We start from the raw sequence: 19555 nt of genomic DNA, 5'->3' as shown, positions 1-19555 counted from the left end.
CGTCCCCACCGGTCCCGTCCTTCGATCAGTCCTGCGCGACGCTTCCGCCGGCAGCCACGATCGCGTCCTTCGCGGACGCCGAGTAGGCGTCGACCGCGACAGAGACCTTGACCGTGAGCTCACCGGTGCCGAGCACCTTGACGGGCTTGCCCTTGCGGACAGCGCCCTTCGCCACGAGGTCGGCGACAGTCACGTCGCCACCGTTCGGGTACAGCGCCGAGAGCTTGTCCAGGTTGACCACCTGGTACTCGACGCGGAACGGGTTCTTGAAGCCGCGCAGCTTCGGGAGGCGCATGTGCATGGGCATCTGCCCACCCTCGAAGCGCGTCGGCACCTGGTAGCGGGCCTTGGTGCCCTTGGTGCCACGACCGGCCGTCTTGCCCTTGGACGCCTCGCCACGACCCACGCGGGTCTTGGCGGTCTTGGCGCCCGGAGCCGGACGGAGGTGGTGCACCTTGAGCGTGCCACCGTTGCCGGGCTGCGCGGCGGCCTCGGCCGCCTTCGCCGCCGCGGCGGAGACCGACTTCTTCGGCGCAGCAGCCTTCGGCTCGGCCTTGGCGGCCTTCGCCTTCGGTGCAGCCTCGGTCGTCGACTCGGCAGCGTCGGCCTTCGCCGCGGCCTTCGCCTTGGTCGCCTTCGGAGCGGACTCCGTGTCGGCGGCCTTCTTGGCAGGAGCCTTCTTGGCAGCGGCCTTCTTGGGGGCCGTCACCTCGGCCTCCACCTTGTCGTTCTTCTCGTCAGCCATGGTCACTCCACCTCTTCGACCGCGACAAGGTGCGTCACCGTCTTGACCATGCCGCGGATCTCAGGGCGGTCCTCCTTGACGACGACGTCGCCGATCCGCTTGAGGCCGAGGGTGCGCAGGGTGTCGCGCTGGTTCTGCTTACCGCCGATGCCAGAACGCGTCTGGGTCACCTTGAGTCGAGCCATCAGGCACCTGCCTTCGAGCCCGCCGCTGCGGCCAGGCCGGCAGCCTGGGCACGGAGGAGGGCAGCCGGGACGACGTGCTCGACCGGGAGACCACGGCGCGCGGCCACGGCCTCGGGACGCTCGAGGCCACGCAGGGCCGCGACCGTGGCGTGCACGATGTTGATCGCGTTGGACGAGCCGAGCGACTTGCTCAGGACGTCGTGGATACCGGCGCACTCGAGCACGGCGCGCACCGGACCACCGGCGATCACACCGGTACCCGGCGAGGCCGGACGCAGGAAGACGACACCGGCAGCGGCCTCACCCTGGATGGGGTGCGGGATGGTGCCCTGGATGCGCGGGACCTTGAAGAAGTTCTTCTTGGCCTCCTCGACGCCCTTGGCGATCGCCGCGGGCACCTCCTTGGCCTTCCCGTAGCCGACACCCACGGTGCCGTCGCCGTCGCCGACCACGACGAGCGCGGTGAAGCTGAAGCGCCGGCCGCCCTTGACGACCTTGGCGACGCGGTTGATCGTCACGACGCGCTCGAGGAACGCGCTCTTCTCTGCGGCGTCGCGGCCACGGCCGCCGCCACCGTCACGGCCACGACCGCCGTCACGACGGTCGCCGCCTCCGCCGGTGCCGCCCGCGGGCGCCCCGGTGTTGCTGCGCTGAGGAGCAGCCATCAGTGAGTCCTCTTCTTTCGGAAGGTCGTCGTCGTCGTCACAGCTTCAGCCCACCCTCGCGGGCGCCGTCAGCCACCGCGGCGACACGGCCGTGGTACTTGTTGCCGCCGCGGTCGAAGACCACGGCGTCGAGGCCGGCAGCCTTCGCACGCTCGGCGATGAGCTCGCCGACCTTGCGGGCCTTGGCAGTCTTGTCGTCGTTCGAGCCACGCAGGTCGGCCTCGAGGGTCGACGCGGACACGAGGGTCTGGCCGATGCCGTCGTCCACGACCTGCGCCGTGATGTGCCGGGCGGACCGGGTCACGACGAGACGGGGACGAGCGGCCGAGCCCGCGACCTTCTTGCGAAGGCGCAGGTGGCGACGCTGGCGGGCAACACGCTTGCCCTTGCCGAGGATCTTGAGAGCCATGGTTACTTACCGGCCTTTCCGACCTTGCGGCGCACGTTCTCGCCCGCGTACCGCACGCCCTTGCCCTTGTACGGCTCAGGCTTGCGGATCTTGCGGATGTTCGCGGCGACCTCGCCGACCTGCTGCTTGTCGATGCCCTGCACCGAGAAGCGCGTCGGGGCTTCGACGACGAAGGTGATGCCCTCCGGCGGGTTGACCGTGACCGGGTGGCTGAACCCGAGCGCGAACTCGAGGTCCGAGCCCTTGGCCGTCACGCGGTAACCGGTACCGACGATCTCGAGCTTCTTGACGTAGCCGTCCGTCACGCCGATGACGAGGTTCGCCAGGAGCGTGCGGGTGAGGCCGTGCAGCGAGCGCGAGGCGCGCTCGTCGTCGGGGCGGGTGACCACGAGAGCACCTGCCTCGTCGCGCGCCACCTCGATGGGGGCGGGGATCGTGTGCGTCAGGGTGCCCTTGGGCCCCTTGACCGTCACGACCGCGCCGTTGATGTCGACATCCACGCCGGTGGGGACCGTGACGGGGACTCTGCCGATTCGGGACATGGCTAGCTCCTTTCCGTCTCGGACTTACCAGACGTAGGCGAGGACTTCCCCACCCACGCCCTTCTTGGCGGCCTGCTTGTCGGTGAGGAGACCGGAGGACGTGGACAGGATCGCCACGCCGAGGCCGCCGAGCACCTTGGGCAGGTTGGTCGACTTGGCGTACACGCGCAGGCCCGGCTTGGACACGCGCTTGACGCCGGCGAGCGCACGCTCGCGGTTGGGGCCGTACTTGAGCTCGATGATGAGGTTCTTGCCGACGACGGCGTCCTCGACCTTCCAGCCCGTGATGTAGCCCTCCGCCTGGAGGATCTCCGCGATGTGCGACTTCAGCTTCGAGAACGGGATCAGCACGGTGTCGTGGTGAGCCGAGTTCGCGTTACGCAGCCGCGTGAGCAGGTCTGCGATGGGGTCGGTCATGGTCATGGGGCTTCCGCCCTTCCTCGCCGGGGTATCCCGCCCCCGAAGGGGCAGGACCTACCGACGTTCGTGTTGCTGAGTGGTGCTGAGTGGTTCGATTACCAGCTGCTCTTGGTGACGCCGGGGAGCTCGCCGCGGTGGGCCATCTCGCGCACGCAGATCCGGCACAGGCCGAACTTGCGATACACCGAGTGGGGCCGGCCGCAACGCTGGCAGCGCGTGTAGCCACGCACCGCGAACTTCGGCTTGGCAGCGGCCTTGTTCTTGAGGGCAGTCTTCGCCATGGTCAGATCTCCTTGAACGGGAAGCCGAGGAGCTTGAGGAAAGCGCGACCCTCGTCGTCCGTGTCGGCCGTCGTGACGACCGTGATGTCCATGCCGCGGACCCGATCGATCTTGTCCTGGTCGATCTCGTGGAACACGGACTGCTCCACGAGGCCGAAGGTGTAGTTGCCGTGACCGTCGAACTGCTGCGGCGAGAGGCCACGGAAGTCACGGATGCGCGGCAGCGCGGTGGAGAGCAGGCGGTCCAGGAACTCCCAGGCACGGTCACCGCGGAGGGTGACGTGGGCGCCGATGGGCATTCCCTCACGCAGCTTGAACTGCGCGATCGACTTGCGAGCCTTGGTGACCTGCGGCTTCTGACCCGTGATCTGGGTCAGGTCGCGGATCGCGCCCTCGATGAGCTTGGAGTCCTTGGCGGCCTCGCCGACGCCCATGTTCACGACGACCTTCACCAGGCGCGCGACCTGGTTGATGTTCTCGTGCGAGAACTGCTCGAAGAGAGCGTCGCGGATCTCGTCGTTGTACTTGGACTTCAGACGCGGGAGCGCCGGAGCCGTGAGAGTGGTCTCGGTCATCAGATGTCCTTACCGGAGCGCTTGGCGACGCGGACCCGAACGGTGCGGGTACGGCCGTCACGCTCGACCTGCTCGGTGCGGTAGCCGACCCGGGTGCCCTTCTTGGTCTCCGGGTCCACGAGCATCACGTTGCTGATGTGGATGGGGGCCTCGACGGTCTCGATGCCGCCGGTGCGCGTGCCGCGCTGCGTCTGGCCGGCCTTCACGTGCTTCTGCACGCGCTGGACGCCCTCGACGACGAGCCGCTGCGACTCGACGAGCACCTCGAGGACACGGCCCTGACGGCCCTTGTCCCGACCCGAGATGACGACCACGAGGTCGCCCTTCTTGATCTTCGCCATGGTCAGAGCACCTCCGGCGCCAGCGAGATGATCTTCATGAACTTCTTGTCGCGCAGCTCGCGGCCCACCGGGCCGAAGATGCGCGTGCCACGGGGCTCCCCGTCGTTCTTGAGGATCACGGCGGCGTTCTCGTCGAACTTGATGTACGAACCGTCCGGACGGCGGCGCTCCTTGCGGGTGCGCACGATGACAGCCTTGACGACGTCGCCCTTTTTGACGTTGCCGCCGGGGATGGCGTCCTTGACGGTGGCGACGATGACGTCACCGATGCCTGCGTAGCGACGGCCGGAGCCGCCGAGCACACGGATGCAAAGGATCTCCTTGGCACCAGTGTTGTCGGCGACCCGAAGTCGCGACTCCTGCTGGATCATTTGATGCTCCTGGTGTCAGGCGGGTTCTCGCGCCGGTTCCTGGGAACCGGGCCCGAGCCTGGCCGAACGGATAGTTGCCGTGATGCACACGTCGCGCCGGGTGTCGTCCTGTCGGAGTCCACCCGGCGCCCGTGGGCAACTGGGGGTGGTGCTGAACTGCTGTTGTGCTGAGACTGCTACTGGACTACTTAGCCTTCTCGACGACCTCGACCAGGCGCCACCGCTTGGTGGCGCTCAGCGGCCGGGTCTCCATGATGACCACGAGGTCGCCCACGCCCGCCGAGCCCAGCTCGTCGTGCGCCTTGACCTTGCTCGTCCGCCGGATGACCTTGCCGTAGAGCGGGTGCTTGACCCGGTCCTCGACCTCGACCACGACGGTCTTCTGCATCTTGTCGCTGACCACGTAGCCGCGGCGCGTCTTGCGGTCGCCACGCTTCTCAGCGAGAGACGTGGTGCTCTCGTTCTTCTCGTCGCTCATTGTCGACCTCACTCGCTCGCGCTCGGGGCGGTACGGATGCCGAGCTCGCGCTCACGCAGGATCGTGTAGATCCGCGCGATGTCGCGGCGAACGGCCTTGAGACGCCCGTGGCTCTCGAGCTGACCGGTCGCCGACTGGAAGCGGAGGTTGAACAGCTCCTCCTTGGACTTCTTCAGCTCGGCGACAAGCTTCTCGTCGTCGAAGGTGTCCAGCTCGCTGGGAGCCAGGTCCTTGGTGCCGATAGTCATCAGTTACCACCCTCGCGAACCACAAAACGTGTCTTCATCGGGAGCTTGTGCTGCGCGCGGCGCATGGCCTCGCGGGCAAGGGGCTCCGGGACGCCGGCGAGCTCGAAGAGAACTCGGCCGGGCTTGACGTTGGCGATCCACCACTCGGGCGAACCCTTGCCGGAACCCATGCGGGTCTCGGCAGGCTTCTTGGTGAGGGGACGGTCCGGGTAGATGTTGATCCAGACCTTCCCTCCACGCTTGATGTGGCGGGTCATGGCGATACGAGCAGCCTCGATCTGCCGGTTGGTGACGTAGGCGGGCTCGAGAGCCTGGATGCCGTACTCACCGAAGGAGATCGCGGTACCACCGGTCGCGGCGCCGGAGCGTCCCGGGTGGTGCTGCTTGCGGTGCTTCAGCCTGCGCGGGATCAGCACGGTCAGGCCTCCGTTCCACTGTCGGGGGTCGTCGCTGCCGGAGCAGCGGCGGCCTCAGGAGCGGCTGCCTCAGGGGCGTCGGAACGCTCACGGCGAGGAGCACCCGTGCGCGGACCGCGGTCCGAACGCTCGCCACCGGGGCGATCCGTCCGCGGGCCACGAGCCGGCCGCGAGGGCTGGGTCGCCTGCTCGCGAGCGAACTCCTTCTCGGTCATGTCGCCCTTGTAGACCCACACCTTGACGCCGATGCGCCCGAAGGTGGTGCGAGCCTCGAAGAAGCCGTAGTCGATGTTGGCGCGGAGCGTGTGCAGGGGCACACGGCCCTCGCGGTAGAACTCCGTGCGGCTCATCTCCGCGCCACCGAGGCGGCCGGAGACCTGCACGCGGATGCCCTTGGCACCGGCGCGCTGGGCCGACTGGATGCCCTTGCGCATGGCACGGCGGAACGAGACGCGGCTCGCCAGCTGCTCGGCGATGCCCTGGGCGACCAGCTGAGCCTCGATCTCGGCGTTCTTGACCTCGAGGATGTTCAGCTGCACCTGCTTGCCCGTGAGCTTCTCGAGCTCGCCGCGGATGCGGTCGGCCTCCGCGCCACGACGCCCGATGACGATGCCCGGGCGGGCGGTGTGGATGTCGACGCGGACGCGGTCACGCGTGCGCTCGATCTCGACCTTCGCGATGCCGGCACGCTCGAGGCCCGTGGCCATGAGCTTGCGGATCTTGACGTCCTCGCCCACGTAGTCGCGGTAGCGCTGACCCGGCTTCGTCGAGTCGGCGAACCAGCGCGAGCGGTGGTCGGTGGTGATGCCCAGGCGGTACCCGAGCGGGTTGACTTTCTGTCCCACTATCGGGCCCGTCCCTTCGTCTCACGCTCAGCGACGACCACGGTGATGTGGCTCGTCCGCTTGAGGATCTGGCTGGCCCGACCCTGCGCCCGCGGCCGGAACCGCTTGAGCGTCGGACCCTCGTCGACGAACACCTCGGAGATGTAGAGGTCCGCCTCGTCCAGACGCTCGTTCGACCGCTTGGCGGTCTCCCGAGCGTTGGCGATCGCGCTCTCCACAACCTTGAGCACCGTCTCCCCCGCGGCCTGCGGTGCGAACTTCAGCACCGCCACAGCCTCGCCGGCCTGCTTGCCACGGATGAGGTCCACGACGCGCCGGGCCTTCTGGGGCGTGACGCGGACGAACCGCGCCTTCGCCTTGGCTTCCATTGCTGTCCTGCCTTCTTGTCTCTGCCGGTGAGGGCGTCGCCTGGCTGACCCGGGGGTCAGCGGCGACGACCCTTCCGGTCGTCCTTCTCGTGGCCGCGGAACGTCCGCGTGGGGGCGAACTCGCCGAGCTTGTGCCCGACCATCGCCTCCGTCACGAACACCGGGGTGTGCTTGCGTCCGTCGTGCACAGCGAACGTGTGGCCGAGGAAGTCCGGCGTGATGACCGAACGGCGCGACCACGTCTTGATGACGTTCTTCGTGCCGGCGGTGTTCTGGACGTCGACCTTCTTCTGCAGGTGACCGTCGACGAACGGGCCCTTCTTCAGGCTACGTGGCATCTCAGGCTCCTATCAGCGCTTGTTCTTGCCGGTGCGCCGACGGCGCACGATGAGCTTGTCGCTCGGCTTGTTCGGACGGCGGGTACGGCCCTCGGCCTGGCCCCACGGGCTGACGGGGTGACGTCCACCGGACGTCTTGCCCTCGCCACCACCGTGCGGGTGGTCGATCGGGTTCATGGCGACACCACGGACGGTCGGGCGCTTGCCCTTCCAGCGCATGCGGCCGGCCTTGCCCCAGTTGATGTTCGACTGCTCGGCGTTGCCCACCTCGCCGACCGTCGCGCGGCAGCGCAGGTCGACGTTGCGGATCTCACCGGACGGCATGCGCAGCTGGGCGTAGGGGCCGTCCTTGGCGACGAGCTGCACGGACGCACCAGCCGAGCGGGCGATCTTCGCGCCGCCACCGGGCCGCAGCTCGATGGCGTGGATGACCGTACCGGTCGGGATGTTGCGCAGCGGCAGGTTGTTGCCGGGCTTGATGTCGGCGCCGGGGCCGTTCTCGATGCGGTCGCCCTGCGACAGCTTGTTCGGCGCGATGATGTAGCGCTTCTCGCCGTCCGCGTAGTGCAGGAGCGCGATGCGGGCGGTGCGGTTGGGGTCGTACTCGATGTGAGCGACCTTGGCCGGCACGCCGTCCTTGTCATGACGACGGAAGTCGATGACGCGGTACGCACGCTTGTGACCGCCACCCTGGTGGCGCGTGGTGATGCGACCCGTGGAGTTACGGCCGCCCGTCTTGTGGAGCGGACGGACGAGCGACTTCTCCGGCGTGGAGCGCGTGATCTCGACGAAGTCGGCGACGCTCGAGCCACGACGGCCCGGCGTGGTCGGCTTGTACTTGCGGATTCCCATGAGTTCTCAGTCCTTCGCTCAGCCGACCGGACCACCGAAGATGTCGATCGTTCCCTCGCGGAGGGTGACGATCGCACGCTTCGTGTCCTTGCGGCGGCCGATGCCGAAACGGGTCCGACGGGCCTTGCCCTGCCGGTTCGCGGTGTTGACCGAGTCGACCTTGACGCCGAAGACCTGCTCGACGGCAATCTTGATCTCGGTCTTGTTCGCCCGCGGGTCGACGAGGAACGTGTACTTCCCCTCGTCGAGCAGGCCGTAGCTCTTCTCGGAGACGACCGGCGCGAGCAGGATGTCGCGCGGGTTCTTGCCGATGTCGGTCACTTGCTCTCGTCCTTCGCGTCGGCGGAGCCCTTGACGGGACCCGCGAGGAACGCGTCGAGCGCGCCCTGCGTGAACACGACGTCGTCCGAGATCAGGACGTCGTAGGTGTTGAGCTGGTCAGCGACCAGCAGGTGCACCCGCTCGACGTTCCGCAGCGACTTCCACGTGATCTCGTCCTGACGCTCGACGACGACCAGGACGTTCTTGCGTCCGGAGAGGTTGTCGAGCACGGCGAGCGCGGACTTTGTCGACGGCGCCGTGCCCGGGGCGAAGCCCGAGACGACGTGCACGCGGCCGGCACGAGCGCGGTCCGAGAGAGCACCGCGGAGCGCCGCGGCCTTCATCTTCTTGGGGGTGCGCTGCGAGTAGTCGCGCGGGGTGGGGCCGTGGACGACGCCACCACCGGCGAACTGCGGAGCACGCGTCGAACCCTGACGGGCGCGGCCGGTGCCCTTCTGCTTGTACGGCTTGCGCCCACCACCACGGACCTCGCCACGGCTCTTCGTGTCGTGGGTGCCCTGGCGAGCCGCCGCGAGCTGCGCGACGACGACCTGGTGGATCAGCGGGATGTTGGTCTGCACGTCGAAGACGTCCGCGGGCAGGTCGGCCGAGCCGGACTTCTTGCCCTGGGCGTCGACCACGTCGACAGTCAGCGTGTCACTCATGGTCACGCCCCCTTCACAGCGGAACGCACGACCACGACGCCACCCTTGGGGCCGGGAACGGCACCCTTGACGAGGAGCAGGCCCCTCTCGACGTCGACGGCGTGCACGGTCAGGTTCTGGGTCGTCTGGCGGTCCACGCCCATGCGACCGGCCATCTTGATGCCCTTGAACACGCGCGACGGCGTCGAGGCGCCACCGATCGAGCCGGGCTTGCGGTGGTTGCGGTGCGCACCGTGCGAGGCGCCGACGCCGTGGAAGCCGTGACGCTTCATGACACCGGCGGTGCCCTTGCCCTTGGTGGTGCCGATGACGTCCACGAGCGAGCCGGCCTCGAAGAGGGCGGCCGTGAGCTCCTGGCCGAGCGTGAACTCGGAGGCGTTCGGCGTACGGATCTCGGCCACGTGCCGGCGGGGGGTGACCCCGGCCTTCTCGAAGTGGCCCTTCAGCGGCTTGGTGACCTTGCGCGGGTCGATCTGGCCGTGGGCCAGCTGGACCGCGGCGTAGCCGTCAGCATCGGCGGAGCGCACCTGGGTCACGACGTTCGTGCCGACAGCGACGACGGTGACCGGGACGAGACGACCGTTGTCGTCCCACACCTGGGTCATGCCGAGCTTCGTGCCGAGCAGGGCCGTGACTGCGCGCTCGTTCTGCTGGGTAACCATAGAAATCAGTTCCTTCCCAGCGTCAGAGCTTGATCTCGATGTTCACGTCCGCAGGCAGGTCGAGACGCATGAGCGAGTCGACGGCCTTCGGCGTGGGATCGATGATGTCGATGAGCCGCTTGTGAGTACGCATCTCGAAGTGCTCGCGGCTGTCCTTGTACTTGTGGGGCGACCGGATGACGCAGAACACGTTCTTCTCCGTCGGCAGCGGCACCGGACCCACGACCGACGCACCAGCGCGAGTCACCGTGTCGACGATCTTGCGCGCCGAGCTGTCGATGACTTCGTGGTCGTAGGACTTGAGCCTGATGCGGATCTTCTGTCCCGCCATGGCGCTTCTACTTCCCTCTGTTTGGAACCGGCCCGTCCGACCCCCGCACTCGGGCGTGTCGCTCTTCGCGGCACACCTTCGCGCTGCGTACCGTGTCCGGCACGAGATCGGTGGTTGTTGTCGGGCGTCAACCACCGGGTGATCCCGGGGTCCAGACGCCTTCCACGTGTGTGAGCCCTGTCGTGTGCTGCGCGCGCGAACGCGCCGCCCTCGACTAGGCAACCTGAACAGTGTGCCAGACGGCGCCGCGGAACTCCAATCGCCTCCGTCACACCCAGGCCCGGGAATCCGCGTGATCTCGCGCACATCCCGGGCGGCCGGCCCCCGCGGCTCTCCGCTCGCGCCCGCGGACCGGCCCGCTACGCTGCGCGACATGGACCGTCTGCCCCTGCGGGCGCTCGTCGTCGTCGCCGCCACGGCGATCGCGCTGTCCGGCTGCACCTCCGGCACGCCGGGACCGACCGGCACGGTCTCGCCGGCGGACCCGGCCACGACCTCGGCGGCGCCGACCGAGGACCCGACGACCGCACCCTCCACCCCGCCGCCCCCGGTCCCGGGCGAGCCGTGCGACCCGGCGGCCGGCTCCCCCGACTGCACCGACGCGACGGCCGACTCCGAGTTCCGGTACATCGAGGGGTACGCCGAGTGCGTCGCGAGCTACACCAGCGACGAGACCTACGGCCTGTGCACCGACCTCGACGGCGACGGTCGCGCCGGCTACCCGGACTCCGGCTGAGCCGACCGCACGCCATGAACGACGGAAGGGCCCGGGAGCCGAAGCTCCCGGGCCCTTCCGTCAGATCAGCTGCCCCGAGGGGCGAGCATCACTTGATGATCTTGATGACCTTGCCCGAGCCGACGGTGCGGCCACCCTCGCGGATGGCGAAGCCGAGGCCCTCCTCCATCGCGATGGGCTGGATGAGGTTCACGTGGATCTCGGTGTTGTCGCCGGGCATGACCATCTCGGTGCCCTCGGGCAGCGTGATGACGCCGGTGACGTCGGTGGTGCGGAAGTAGAACTGGGGGCGGTAGTTCCCGTAGAACGGGTTGTGACGGCCACCCTCGTCCTTGGCCAGGATGTAGACCTGGCCCTCGAACTCGGTGTGCGGCGTGATCGAGCCGGGCTTGACGACGACCTGGCCGCGCTCGACCTCCTCGCGCTTCGTGCCACGCAGGAGCAGACCGACGTTCTCGCCCGCCTCGGCGTAGTCGAGCAGCTTGCGGAACATCTCGACGCCGGTGACCGTGGTCTTGATCGCCTTCTCCTTGATGCCGACGATCTCCACCTCCTCGTTCACCTTGAGCTTGCCGCGCTCCACGCGACCGGTGACGACGGTGCCACGACCGGTGATCGTGAAGACGTCCTCGATCGGCATGAGGAAGGGCTTGTCGATGTCGCGGACCGGGTCCGGGACGTTCTCGTCGACAGCCTCGAGCAGGTCCTCGACGGACTTGACCCACTGCGGGTCGCCCTCGAGCGCCTTCAGGCCGGAGACGCGCACGACGGGGACGTCGTCGCCCTCGAAGCCCTGGGCCGAGAGGAGCTCGCGCACCTCGACCTCGACGAGCTCCAGGATCTCCTCGTCGTCGACCATGTCGGTCTTGTTCAGCGCGACGAGCAGGTAGGGCACGCCGACCTGACGGGCGAGCAGGACGTGCTCACGCGTCTGGGCCATCGGGCCGTCGGTCGCCGCGACCACGAGGATGGCGCCGTCCATCTGCGCCGCACCCGTGATCATGTTCTTGATGTAGTCCGCGTGACCCGGAGCGTCGACGTGAGCGTAGTGACGCTTCTCCGTCTGGTACTCCACGTGCGCGATGTTGATCGTGATACCGCGCTGCTTCTCCTCAGGCGCCTTGTCGATCTCGTCGAACGGCGTGAAGGGGTTCAGGTCGGGGTACTTGTCGTGCAGCACCTTCGAGATGGCCGCCGTCAGCGTCGTCTTGCCGTGGTCGACGTGGCCGATGGTGCCGATGTTGACGTGCGGCTTCGTCCGCTCGAACTTCGCCTTGCCCACTGGGTGTCCTCCTCAGGACTTGGTAGAGATTGGCCGACGTTCTGCGGCTACCGGACGGTAGCCGTTCGACGCGGCGTCCTACGGGTCGGTTTGTGTGATGGAACTACAGGGTTCGACCTGTGGGACTACTCGCCCCGGGTCTTCTTGATGATTTCCTCGGCAACGTTCCGAGGAACCTCGGCGTAGCTGTCGAACTGCATCGAGTACACCGCGCGACCCTGGGTCTTCGACCGCAGGTCACCGACGTACCCGAACATCTCGGAGAGAGGAACCTGCGCACGGACGACCTTCACGCCCGTCGCGTCCTCCATCGACTGGATCATGCCGCGGCGCGAGTTGATGTCGCCGATGACGTCACCCATGTACTCCTCAGGAGTACGGACCTCGACGGCCATGACCGGCTCCAGCAGAACCGGGTCGGCCTTGCGGACCGCTTCCTTGAGGATCATCGAGCCCGCGATCTTGAACGCCATCTCCGAGGAGTCGACGTCGTGCGCGGCACCGTCGAGCAGGATCGCCTTGACGCCCACGAGCGGGAAGCCCGCGAGGACGCCGAGCTGCATCGCGCTCTGGATGCCGGCGTCGACCGACGGGATGTACTCGCGCGGGATGCGGCCACCGGTGACCTTGTTCGAGAACTCGTACAGCTCGCCCTCGGCGGGGTCCAGCGGCTCGAAGGTCATCTGGACCTTCGCGTACTGGCCCGAGCCACCGGTCTGCTTCTTGTGCGTGTAGTCGATCTTCTCGACCGAGCGACGGATCGTCTCGCGGTACGCGACCTGCGGCTTGCCGACGTTGGCCTCGACCTTGAACTCGCGACGCATGCGGTCCACGAGGATGTCGAGGTGGAGCTCGCCCATGCCGCCGATGACGGTCTGGCCGGTCTCCTCGTCGTGCTTGACGCGGAAGGTCGGGTCCTCCTCGGCCAGCTTCTGGATGGCCACGGAGAGCTTCTCCTGGTCACCCTTCGTCTTGGGCTCGATGGCGACGTCGATGACCGGCTCGGGGAACGTCATGGACTCGAGCACGACCGGCGAGGCCGGGTCGGACAGCGTGTCGCCCGTGGTGACGTCCTTGAGACCGATGAACGCGTAGATGTGGCCGGCCGTGGCGTCCTCGACCGGGTTCTCCTTGTTGGAGTGCATCTGGAAGAGCTTCCCGATGCGCTCCTTCTTGTTCTTGGTCGAGTTGAGCACCTGGGCGCCCTGCGACACCTTGCCCGAGTACACCCGGACGTAGGTGAGCTTGCCGAAGAACGGGTGCGAGGCGACCTTGAACGCGAGGGCCGAGAACGGCTCCGTCGAGTCGGGGTGACGCTCGACGACGAGCTCGGGGTCCTTCATGTCGTGGCCCTCGACCGCCGGGACGTCCAGAGGCGTCGGCAGGTAGTCGATGACGGCGTCGAGCATGGGCTGGACGCCCTTGTTCTTGAACGCCGAGCCGCACAGGACCGGGTAGGCCTCGGACTTGACCGTGAGGTGGCGGATGCCGGCCTTGATCTCGGCCTCCGTCAGCTCCTCGCCGCCGAGGAACTTCTCGAGCAGCTCGTCGTTCGTCTCGGCGACGGCCTCGAGGAGCTCGGCACGGTACTGGTCCGCCTTCTCGACCAGGTCGGCCGGGATGTCCTCGACCTCGTACTTCTCGCCCAGGGCGGTCTCGCCGCGCCAGACGAGGGCACGCATGGTGACCAGGTCGACGACGCCGATGAAGTCGTTCTCGGCACCGATGGGCAGCTGGATGACCAGCGGCTTGGCCTTGAGGCGGTTCACGATCGTGTCGACGGTGAAGTAGAAGTCCGCGCCGAGCTTGTCCATCTTGTTGACGAAGCAGATGCGCGGGACGTCGTACTTGTCGGCCTGACGCCAGACGGTCTCCGACTGGGGCTCGACGCCCTCCTTGCCGTCGAAGACGGCAACGGCGCCGTCGAGGACGCGCAGCGAGCGCTCGACCTCGACCGTGAAGTCCACGTGGCCCGGGGTGTCGATGATGTTGATCTGGTTGTTCTTCCAGTAGCAGGTCGTCGCGGCGGACGTGATCGTGATGCCGCGCTCCTGCTCCTGCTCCATCCAGTCCATCGTCGACGCACCGTCGTGCGTCTCACCGATCTTGTAGTTGACCCCGGTGTAGAACAGGATCCGCTCGGTGGTCGTCGTCTTGCCGGCATCGATGTGAGCCATGATGCCGATGTTGCGGACCTTCGTGAGGTCCGTCAGCACATCCAGTGCCACGTGAGTTGCCCCTTGTCGGTTGGCTTGGGTGGCGCCACCGGTCCGGCCCGAGGATCGGACCGGCGGCGCAGCGCCCGTGGGTGCCGGGTTTACCAGCGGTAGTGCGCGAAGGCCTTGTTGGACTCGGCCATCTTGTGCATGTCCTCGCGACGCTTCACCGCGGCACCGAGGCCGTTGGACGCGTCGAGGATCTCGTTCATGAGGCGCTCGGTCATCGTCTTCTCGCGGCGTGCGCGCGAGTAGTCGGTGAGCCAGCGCAGCGCGAGGGTGGTCTGACGGACCGGGCGCACCTCGACGGGCACCTGGTACGTGGCGCCACCGACGCGGCGCGAGCGCACCTCGAGCGACGGGCGGACGTTGTCCAGCGCGCGCTTGAGCACGACGACCGGGTCGCCCTGCGTCTTCTCACGGACACCCTCGAGGGCGCCGTAGACGATGTGCTCCGCGACGGACTTCTTGCCGTCCAGCAGGACCTTGTTGATCAGCTGCGTGACGACCGGGGACCCGTAGACGGGGTCGATGACGAGCGGCCGCTTGGGGGCCGGACCCTTGCGAGGCATCAGCCCACCTTCTTCGCGCCGTAGCGGCTGCGCGCCTGCTTACGGTTCTTGACGCCCTGCGTGTCGAGGGCACCACGGACGATCTTGTACCGGACACCCGGGAGGTCCTTCACACGGCCACCGCGCACGAGCACGATGGAGTGCTCCTGCAGGTTGTGACCGACACCGGGGATGTACGCGGTGACCTCGACCTGGCTCGAGAGGCGGACGCGCGCGACCTTGCGGAGCGCGGAGTTCGGCTTCTTCGGGGTCGTGGTGTAGACGCGGGTGCACACACCGCGTCGCTGGGGGGAGCCCTTGAGGGCAGGCGTCTTCGACTTGTTCGTCTTCGCCTGCCGGCCCTTGCGGACCAGCTGCTGGATCGTAGGCACTACGTCTCCGTCTGTTGGATGAATCTCTGGTCGACCGGCACCCGTCGCCCTGGACGGCCGGCATGGTCGAGGATCGTCGCCCGTCGCGCGACTACCCCGCAGGTCGTTCGTCCCGCACCGACCCCCGCGCTCGGGCGTGTCGCCCCGGTCCTCCGCACCGCGGTCCGCAAGGTTGCCTTGACGGAGAGACGGCGCAGTGGTGAGAGACCACCCGATGCGACCGGACCCACCATCCCGAGAAGGGAGGCGTCCACCGGTGCATGCGCGAGAGCCCGACGGCGCGGGCACGGTGTCCTACGTTACCTGGCGCCCGGATGGGCGTCAAAGCGACTGGGTCACACAGGAAGTGAACACCGCCGGGCGTGCGGGTGTTCCGGACAGCCCGAAGGGCCCACCGGCGAACCGGTGAGCCCTTCGGTCGTGAACGTCAGCGGTAGTCGCCGAAGTCGATGTCCTCGAGCGGGATCGCCTCGCCCGAGCCGAGGCCCAGGGCGGGGAAGTCGATCTCGTCGTAGCCGAAGGTCGGGTACAGCTCGGCCTTCGCCTCCTCGGTGGGCTCGACCGCGATGTTGCCGTAGCGGGGCAGACCCGTCCCGGCCGGGATGAGCTTGCCGAGGATGACGTTCTCCTTGAGGCCGAGCAGCGGGTCGGACCGACCCGACATCGCGGCCTCGGTGAGCACCCGGGTGGTCTCCTGGAAGGAGGCCGCCGACAGCCACGAGTCCGTCGCGAGCGACGCCTTCGTGATGCCCATGAGCTCCGGACGACCCGACGCCGGCTGACCGCCCTCGGACACCGCAGCGCGGTTCGCGTCCTCGAAGCGACCACGCTCGGCGAGCTCGCCGGGCAGCAGGTCGGTGGTGCCGGAGTCGAGGACCGTCACGCGGCGCAGCATCTGCCGCACGATGACCTCGATGTGCTTGTCGTGGATGTCCACACCCTGGGAGGAGTAGACGACCTGCACCTCGTCGACCAGGTGCTTCTGCGTCGCACGCGGGCCGAGGATGCGCAGGACCTTCTTCGGGTCGACCGCACCCTGGACCAGCTGGGTACCGACGGAGACGTGGTCGCCGTCCGAGATCAGCAGGCGCGAGCGCTTGGTGATCGGGTAGGCGATCTCCTCCGAGCCGTCGTCCGGCGTGAGGACGAGGCGACGCGAACGGTCCCCCTCCTCGACCGCGATGCGGCCCGAGAACTCCGCGATGGGCGCCTCACCCTTGGGGGTGCGGGCCTCGAAGAGCTCCTGGACACGCGGCAGACCCTGCGTGATGTCGTCGGCCGACGCCACACCACCGGTGTGGAAGGTACGCATCGTCAGCTGCGTGCCGGGCTCACCGATCGACTGGGCCGCGATGATGCCGACGGCCTCGCCGATGTCGACGAGCTTGCCGGTGGCCAGCGAACGGCCGTAGCAGCGCGCGCAGGTGCCGACGCGGGACTCGCAGGTGAGCACCGAGCGAATCTTCATCTCGGTCACACCCGCCTCGAGCAGCCGGTCGAGCAGCACGTCGCCGACGTCGTCACCGGCGTGACCGATGACCTCGCCGTCGATCGCGACGTCCGTCGCAAGCGTGCGCGAGTAGACGCTCGTCTCGACCTTGTCGTGACGACGCAGCGTGCCGTCGGATCCCGGGACACCGATCGGCATGGTCAGACCACGCTCGGTGCCGCAGTCGTCCTCACGGACGATGACGTCCTGCGAGACGTCCACCAGACGACGGGTCAGGTAGCCCGAGTCGGCGGTCCGCAGAGCGGTGTCCGCCAGACCCTTGCGGGCACCGTGCGTCGCGATGAAGTACTCGAGGACCGACAGCCCCTCGCGGTAGTTCGACTTGATCGGGCGAGGGATGATCTCGCCCTTCGGGTTGGCGACGAGGCCACGCATACCGGCGATCTGGCGGACCTGCATCCAGTTACCGCGAGCACCCGAGCCGACCATCTTGTAGACGGTGTTCTGGCGCGGGAAGTTCTCCTGCATCGCCTTGGCGACCTTGTCGGTGGCCTGCGTCCAGATCTCGATGAGCTCCTGACGACGCTCGTCGTCGGTGATCAGGCCCTTCTCGTACTGGCCCTGCACCTTCGCCGCACGTCCCTCGTGCTCCTCGAGGATGGCCGCCTTGGCCGCCGGGGTCGCGACGTCCGAGATGGAGATCGTGACGCCCGAGCGGGTGGCCCAGCGGAAGCCGGCCTCCTTCAGGGCGTCCAGCGACGCTGCGACCTCGACCTTGGGGTACCGCTCGGCCAGGTCGTTGACGATGACCGAGAGGCGCTTCTTGTCGACGACGCCGTTCTCGTACGGGTAGTCCACGGGCAGCAGCTCGTTGAACAGGGCACGACCCAGGGTCGTCTCGAAGATGAGCGTGTCACCCTCGGACCAGCCCTCGGGCGCGTCCTCCTCGGTCAGCACCAGGTCGTCGAACCGGATCTTCACCACGGCGTTCAGGTCCAGGGTGCCCTGGTCGAACGCCATGACCGCCTCGGAGACGGTGCTGAAGGACCGGCCGTGACCGAGCGCCTCGTCCTTGTCGTTCGTCAGGTGGTACAGGCCGATGATCATGTCCTGCGAGGGCATGGTCACCGGACGACCGTCCGACGGCTTGAGGATGTTGTTGCTCGAGAGCATGAGGATGCGGGCCTCGGCCTGCGCCTCCGCGCTCAGGGGCAGGTGGACGGCCATCTGGTCACCGTCGAAGTCCGCGTTGAACGCGGCGCAGACGAGCGGGTGCAGGTGGATCGCCTTGCCCTCGACCAGCTGGGGCTCGAACGCCTGGATGCCCAGACGGTGCAGCGTGGGTGCGCGGTTGAGCAGCACCGGGTGCTCCGTGATGACCTCCTCGAGCACGTCCCAGACGACGGGACGCGCGCGCTCGACCATGCGCTTGGCCGACTTGATGTTCTGCGCGTGGTTGAGGTCCACGAGACGCTTCATCACGAACGGCTTGAACAGCTCGAGCGCCATCTGCTTGGGCAGGCCGCACTGGTGGAGCTTGAGCTGCGGGCCGACGACGATGACCGAACGGCCCGAGTAGTCGACGCGCTTGCCGAGCAGGTTCTGACGGAACCGACCCTGCTTGCCCTTGAGCATGTCCGAGATCGACTTGAGCGGGCGGTTGCCCGGACCGGTCACCGGACGGCCGCGGCGGCCGTTGTCGAACAGCGAGTCGACGGCCTCCTGGAGCATCCGCTTCTCGTTGTTGACGATGATCTCGGGCGCACCCAGGTCGAGCAGCCGCTTGAGGCGGTTGTTCCGGTTGATCACGCGGCGGTACAGGTCGTTCAGGTCCGAGGTGGCGAAGCGGCCACCGTCGAGCTGGACCATCGGACGCAGGTCCGGCGGGATGACCGGGACGGCGTCGAGCACCATGCCGGTGGGCGAGTTGGTCGTCGTGAGGAACGCGTTGACGACCTTGAGCCGCTTCAGGGCACGCGTCTTGCGCTGGCCCTTGCCGGTCTTGATGATCTCGCGCAGCGCGTCGGACTCGGCCTCGAGGTCGAACGCCTCGAGACGCTTCTGGATCGCCGCGGCGCCCATCGAGCCCTCGAAGTAGTTGCCGTACCGGTCCTGGAGCTGGCGGTACAGCATCTCGTCGCCCTCGAGGTCGGCGACCTTGAGGTTCTTGAACCGGTCCCAGACCGCGTCGAGGCGGTCCAGCTCCAGGTCCGCGCGCTTGCGGATCTGCGCCATCTCGCGCTCGGCGGAGTCGCGCACCTTGCGGCGGGCGTCGGCCTTGGCACCCTCGGCCTCGAGCTCGGCCAGGTCGGCCTCGAGCTTGGTGGCGCGGGTGTTGATGTCGTTGTCGCGGCGGTCCGAGATCTCCTTCTTCTCCAGGTCGATCCCGTTCTGGAGGTTGGGGAGGTCCTCGTGCCGGCCGTCGACGTCGACCCACGTGATCATGTACGCCGCGAAGTAGATGACCTTCTCGAGGTCCTTCGGGGCCAGGTCGAGCAGGTAGCCGAGACGCGACGGCACACCCTTGAAGAACCAGATGTGCGTGACGGGCGCGGCCAGCTCGATGTGGCCCATGCGCTCACGACGGACCTTCGAGCGGGTCACCTCGACGCCGCAGCGCTCGCAGATGATGCCCTTGAAGCGCACGCGCTTGTACTTGCCGCAGTAGCACTCCCAGTCCCGGGTGGGACCGAAGATCTTCTCGCAGAACAGGCCATCCTTCTCCGGCTTCAGGGTCCGGTAGTTGATGGTCTCGGGCTTCTTCACCTCACCGTGCGACCAGGCACGGATGTCGTCGGCCGAGGCAAGGCCGATACGCAGCTCGTCGAAGACGTTGACGTCGAGCAAGGGGGGTCCTACTTCCTTCGCTT

General features: G+C 67.7%; 27 protein-coding genes. 1 reads left to right on the top strand and 26 read right to left on the bottom strand.

All coding sequences use genetic code 11. The annotated features are described in order from the left end of the window. Positions 1-25: 25 nt before the first annotated feature. From rplO to rpsJ, 21 genes are all read right to left on the bottom strand, one after another. Entirely contained in the window at positions 26-745 is a 720-nt protein-coding gene (gene rplO / locus CXY01_RS13415; RefSeq protein WP_146927929.1) for a 50S ribosomal protein L15, read from the bottom strand. A 2-nt stretch (positions 746-747) separates the two neighbouring features. Further along, positions 748-930, bottom strand: coding sequence for a 50S ribosomal protein L30 (gene rpmD, locus CXY01_RS13410; RefSeq protein ID WP_028045050.1), 183 nt, complete (start codon positions 928-930; stop codon positions 748-750). Then, positions 930-1595, bottom strand: a complete 666-nt coding sequence (gene rpsE / locus CXY01_RS13405; RefSeq protein ID WP_055912175.1) for a 30S ribosomal protein S5 — start codon at positions 1593-1595, stop codon at positions 930-932. Before rpsE ends, rpmD begins: the two co-directional genes overlap by 1 nt. A gap of 37 nt (positions 1596-1632) precedes the next feature. Next, the gene (gene rplR / locus CXY01_RS13400) at positions 1633-2004 is read right to left on the bottom strand and encodes a 50S ribosomal protein L18 (RefSeq protein WP_146927928.1); all 372 of its coding nucleotides are present in this window, start codon (positions 2002-2004) and stop codon (positions 1633-1635) included. A 2-nt stretch (positions 2005-2006) separates the two neighbouring features. Continuing rightward, positions 2007-2546: a 50S ribosomal protein L6 gene (gene rplF, locus CXY01_RS13395; RefSeq protein ID WP_146927927.1), complete on the bottom strand. Its 540-nt coding sequence runs from the start codon at positions 2544-2546 to the stop codon at positions 2007-2009. Positions 2547-2570: 24 nt separating this feature from the next. Beyond that, on the bottom strand, positions 2571-2969 hold the full coding sequence (gene rpsH / locus CXY01_RS13390) for a 30S ribosomal protein S8 (RefSeq protein ID WP_055912171.1): 399 nt from the start codon (positions 2967-2969) through the stop codon (positions 2571-2573). A gap of 92 nt (positions 2970-3061) precedes the next feature. Then, positions 3062-3247, bottom strand: a complete 186-nt coding sequence (locus tag CXY01_RS13385) for a type Z 30S ribosomal protein S14 (RefSeq protein ID WP_028045055.1) — start codon at positions 3245-3247, stop codon at positions 3062-3064. Between the two features lie 2 nt (positions 3248-3249). Beyond that, positions 3250-3822 (bottom strand): 50S ribosomal protein L5, encoded by a 573-nt coding sequence (rplE, locus tag CXY01_RS13380; protein ID WP_146927926.1) that lies wholly within the window; start codon positions 3820-3822, stop codon positions 3250-3252. Further along, entirely contained in the window at positions 3822-4163 is a 342-nt protein-coding gene (gene rplX / locus CXY01_RS13375; protein WP_146927925.1) for a 50S ribosomal protein L24, read from the bottom strand. The genes rplE and rplX overlap by 1 nt, the downstream gene beginning before the upstream one ends. 2 nt (positions 4164-4165) lie before the next feature. Continuing rightward, a complete protein-coding gene (gene rplN / locus CXY01_RS13370; RefSeq protein WP_034625870.1) occupies positions 4166-4534 on the bottom strand; it encodes a 50S ribosomal protein L14 in 369 nt (122 codons plus the stop codon). A 184-nt stretch (positions 4535-4718) separates the two neighbouring features. Then, positions 4719-5012 carry a 30S ribosomal protein S17 gene (gene rpsQ / locus CXY01_RS13365; protein WP_146927924.1) on the bottom strand — a complete coding sequence of 98 codons (294 nt, stop codon included), beginning with the start codon at positions 5010-5012 and terminating at the stop codon, positions 4719-4721. An 8-nt stretch (positions 5013-5020) separates the two neighbouring features. Next, positions 5021-5260: a 50S ribosomal protein L29 gene (rpmC, locus tag CXY01_RS13360; protein ID WP_056023416.1), complete on the bottom strand. Its 240-nt coding sequence runs from the start codon at positions 5258-5260 to the stop codon at positions 5021-5023. Beyond that, positions 5260-5676: a 50S ribosomal protein L16 gene (gene rplP / locus CXY01_RS13355; RefSeq protein ID WP_055912160.1), complete on the bottom strand. Its 417-nt coding sequence runs from the start codon at positions 5674-5676 to the stop codon at positions 5260-5262. Before rplP ends, rpmC begins: the two co-directional genes overlap by 1 nt. A 2-nt stretch (positions 5677-5678) precedes the next feature. Then, positions 5679-6521 carry a 30S ribosomal protein S3 gene (rpsC, locus tag CXY01_RS13350; RefSeq protein ID WP_056585854.1) on the bottom strand — a complete coding sequence of 281 codons (843 nt, stop codon included), beginning with the start codon at positions 6519-6521 and terminating at the stop codon, positions 5679-5681. Beyond that, positions 6521-6889 (bottom strand): 50S ribosomal protein L22, encoded by a 369-nt coding sequence (rplV, locus tag CXY01_RS13345; protein WP_055912156.1) that lies wholly within the window; start codon positions 6887-6889, stop codon positions 6521-6523. Before rplV ends, rpsC begins: the two co-directional genes overlap by 1 nt. Positions 6890-6945: 56 nt before the next feature. Beyond that, entirely contained in the window at positions 6946-7227 is a 282-nt protein-coding gene (gene rpsS, locus CXY01_RS13340) for a 30S ribosomal protein S19 (RefSeq protein ID WP_055912154.1), read from the bottom strand. A gap of 12 nt (positions 7228-7239) precedes the next feature. Then, the gene (gene rplB / locus CXY01_RS13335) at positions 7240-8079 is read right to left on the bottom strand and encodes a 50S ribosomal protein L2 (protein ID WP_055912153.1); all 840 of its coding nucleotides are present in this window, start codon (positions 8077-8079) and stop codon (positions 7240-7242) included. An 18-nt stretch (positions 8080-8097) separates the two neighbouring features. Further along, on the bottom strand, positions 8098-8400 hold the full coding sequence (gene rplW / locus CXY01_RS13330; RefSeq protein WP_055912151.1) for a 50S ribosomal protein L23: 303 nt from the start codon (positions 8398-8400) through the stop codon (positions 8098-8100). Then, a complete protein-coding gene (gene rplD, locus CXY01_RS13325) occupies positions 8397-9065 on the bottom strand; it encodes a 50S ribosomal protein L4 (protein WP_146927923.1) in 669 nt (222 codons plus the stop codon). Before rplD ends, rplW begins: the two co-directional genes overlap by 4 nt. A gap of 2 nt (positions 9066-9067) precedes the next feature. Further along, positions 9068-9727, bottom strand: a complete 660-nt coding sequence (gene rplC, locus CXY01_RS13320) for a 50S ribosomal protein L3 (protein WP_055912147.1) — start codon at positions 9725-9727, stop codon at positions 9068-9070. A 22-nt stretch (positions 9728-9749) separates the two neighbouring features. Then, positions 9750-10058: a 30S ribosomal protein S10 gene (gene rpsJ, locus CXY01_RS13315; protein ID WP_013117879.1), complete on the bottom strand. Its 309-nt coding sequence runs from the start codon at positions 10056-10058 to the stop codon at positions 9750-9752. 373 nt (positions 10059-10431) lie between these two features. On the opposite strand from rpsJ, the gene CXY01_RS13310 reads away from it, so the two are divergent. Beyond that, positions 10432-10794: a hypothetical protein gene (locus tag CXY01_RS13310; protein ID WP_146927922.1), complete on the top strand. Its 363-nt coding sequence runs from the start codon at positions 10432-10434 to the stop codon at positions 10792-10794. Positions 10795-10882: 88 nt separating this feature from the next. On the opposite strand, the gene tuf is transcribed toward CXY01_RS13310, so the two are convergent. From tuf to CXY01_RS13285, 5 genes are all read right to left on the bottom strand, one after another. Continuing rightward, entirely contained in the window at positions 10883-12076 is a 1194-nt protein-coding gene (tuf, locus tag CXY01_RS13305; RefSeq protein ID WP_146927921.1) for an elongation factor Tu, read from the bottom strand. Positions 12077-12201: 125 nt separating this feature from the next. Further along, positions 12202-14304 carry an elongation factor G gene (fusA, locus tag CXY01_RS13300; RefSeq protein ID WP_146927920.1) on the bottom strand — a complete coding sequence of 701 codons (2103 nt, stop codon included), beginning with the start codon at positions 14302-14304 and terminating at the stop codon, positions 12202-12204. 89 nt (positions 14305-14393) lie between these two features. Beyond that, positions 14394-14864, bottom strand: a complete 471-nt coding sequence (rpsG, locus tag CXY01_RS13295; protein ID WP_028045072.1) for a 30S ribosomal protein S7 — start codon at positions 14862-14864, stop codon at positions 14394-14396. Then, positions 14864-15235: a 30S ribosomal protein S12 gene (gene rpsL / locus CXY01_RS13290; protein ID WP_013770160.1), complete on the bottom strand. Its 372-nt coding sequence runs from the start codon at positions 15233-15235 to the stop codon at positions 14864-14866. Before rpsL ends, rpsG begins: the two co-directional genes overlap by 1 nt. Positions 15236-15662: 427 nt before the next feature. After that, entirely contained in the window at positions 15663-19532 is a 3870-nt protein-coding gene (locus tag CXY01_RS13285) for a DNA-directed RNA polymerase subunit beta' (protein ID WP_146927919.1), read from the bottom strand. Between the last annotated feature and the right edge of the window lie 23 nt (positions 19533-19555).

It is taken from the genome of Cellulomonas xylanilytica, assembly GCF_007989805.1.
Classification (GTDB): Bacteria; Actinomycetota; Actinomycetes; order Actinomycetales; family Cellulomonadaceae; genus Cellulomonas; species Cellulomonas xylanilytica.
Note: the sequence above shows the minus strand (reverse complement) of the source record. Positions and strands in the feature narration are given on the sequence as shown.

Coding starts and splice junctions, on each gene's coding strand:
- rplO (WP_146927929.1), bottom strand. CDS start 745: ATGGCTGACGAGAAGAACGACAAGGTGGAGGCCGAGGTGACGGCCCCC.
- rpmD (WP_028045050.1), bottom strand. CDS start 930: ATGGCTCGACTCAAGGTGACCCAGACGCGTTCTGGCATCGGCGGTAAG.
- rpsE (WP_055912175.1), bottom strand. CDS start 1,595: ATGGCTGCTCCTCAGCGCAGCAACACCGGGGCGCCCGCGGGCGGCACC.
- rplR (WP_146927928.1), bottom strand. CDS start 2,004: ATGGCTCTCAAGATCCTCGGCAAGGGCAAGCGTGTTGCCCGCCAGCGT.
- rplF (WP_146927927.1), bottom strand. CDS start 2,546: ATGTCCCGAATCGGCAGAGTCCCCGTCACGGTCCCCACCGGCGTGGAT.
- rpsH (WP_055912171.1), bottom strand. CDS start 2,969: ATGACCATGACCGACCCCATCGCAGACCTGCTCACGCGGCTGCGTAAC.
- CXY01_RS13385 (WP_028045055.1), bottom strand. CDS start 3,247: ATGGCGAAGACTGCCCTCAAGAACAAGGCCGCTGCCAAGCCGAAGTTC.
- rplE (WP_146927926.1), bottom strand. CDS start 3,822: ATGACCGAGACCACTCTCACGGCTCCGGCGCTCCCGCGTCTGAAGTCC.
- rplX (WP_146927925.1), bottom strand. CDS start 4,163: ATGGCGAAGATCAAGAAGGGCGACCTCGTGGTCGTCATCTCGGGTCGG.
- rplN (WP_034625870.1), bottom strand. CDS start 4,534: ATGATCCAGCAGGAGTCGCGACTTCGGGTCGCCGACAACACTGGTGCC.
- rpsQ (WP_146927924.1), bottom strand. CDS start 5,012: ATGAGCGACGAGAAGAACGAGAGCACCACGTCTCTCGCTGAGAAGCGT.
- rpmC (WP_056023416.1), bottom strand. CDS start 5,260: ATGACTATCGGCACCAAGGACCTGGCTCCCAGCGAGCTGGACACCTTC.
- rplV (WP_055912156.1), bottom strand. CDS start 6,889: ATGGAAGCCAAGGCGAAGGCGCGGTTCGTCCGCGTCACGCCCCAGAAG.
- rpsS (WP_055912154.1), bottom strand. CDS start 7,227: ATGCCACGTAGCCTGAAGAAGGGCCCGTTCGTCGACGGTCACCTGCAG.
- rplB (WP_055912153.1), bottom strand. CDS start 8,079: ATGGGAATCCGCAAGTACAAGCCGACCACGCCGGGCCGTCGTGGCTCG.
- rplD (WP_146927923.1), bottom strand. CDS start 9,065: ATGAGTGACACGCTGACTGTCGACGTGGTCGACGCCCAGGGCAAGAAG.
- rplC (WP_055912147.1), bottom strand. CDS start 9,727: ATGGTTACCCAGCAGAACGAGCGCGCAGTCACGGCCCTGCTCGGCACG.
- rpsJ (WP_013117879.1), bottom strand. CDS start 10,058: ATGGCGGGACAGAAGATCCGCATCAGGCTCAAGTCCTACGACCACGAA.
- CXY01_RS13310 (WP_146927922.1), top strand. CDS start 10,432: ATGGACCGTCTGCCCCTGCGGGCGCTCGTCGTCGTCGCCGCCACGGCG.
- rpsG (WP_028045072.1), bottom strand. CDS start 14,864: ATGCCTCGCAAGGGTCCGGCCCCCAAGCGGCCGCTCGTCATCGACCCC.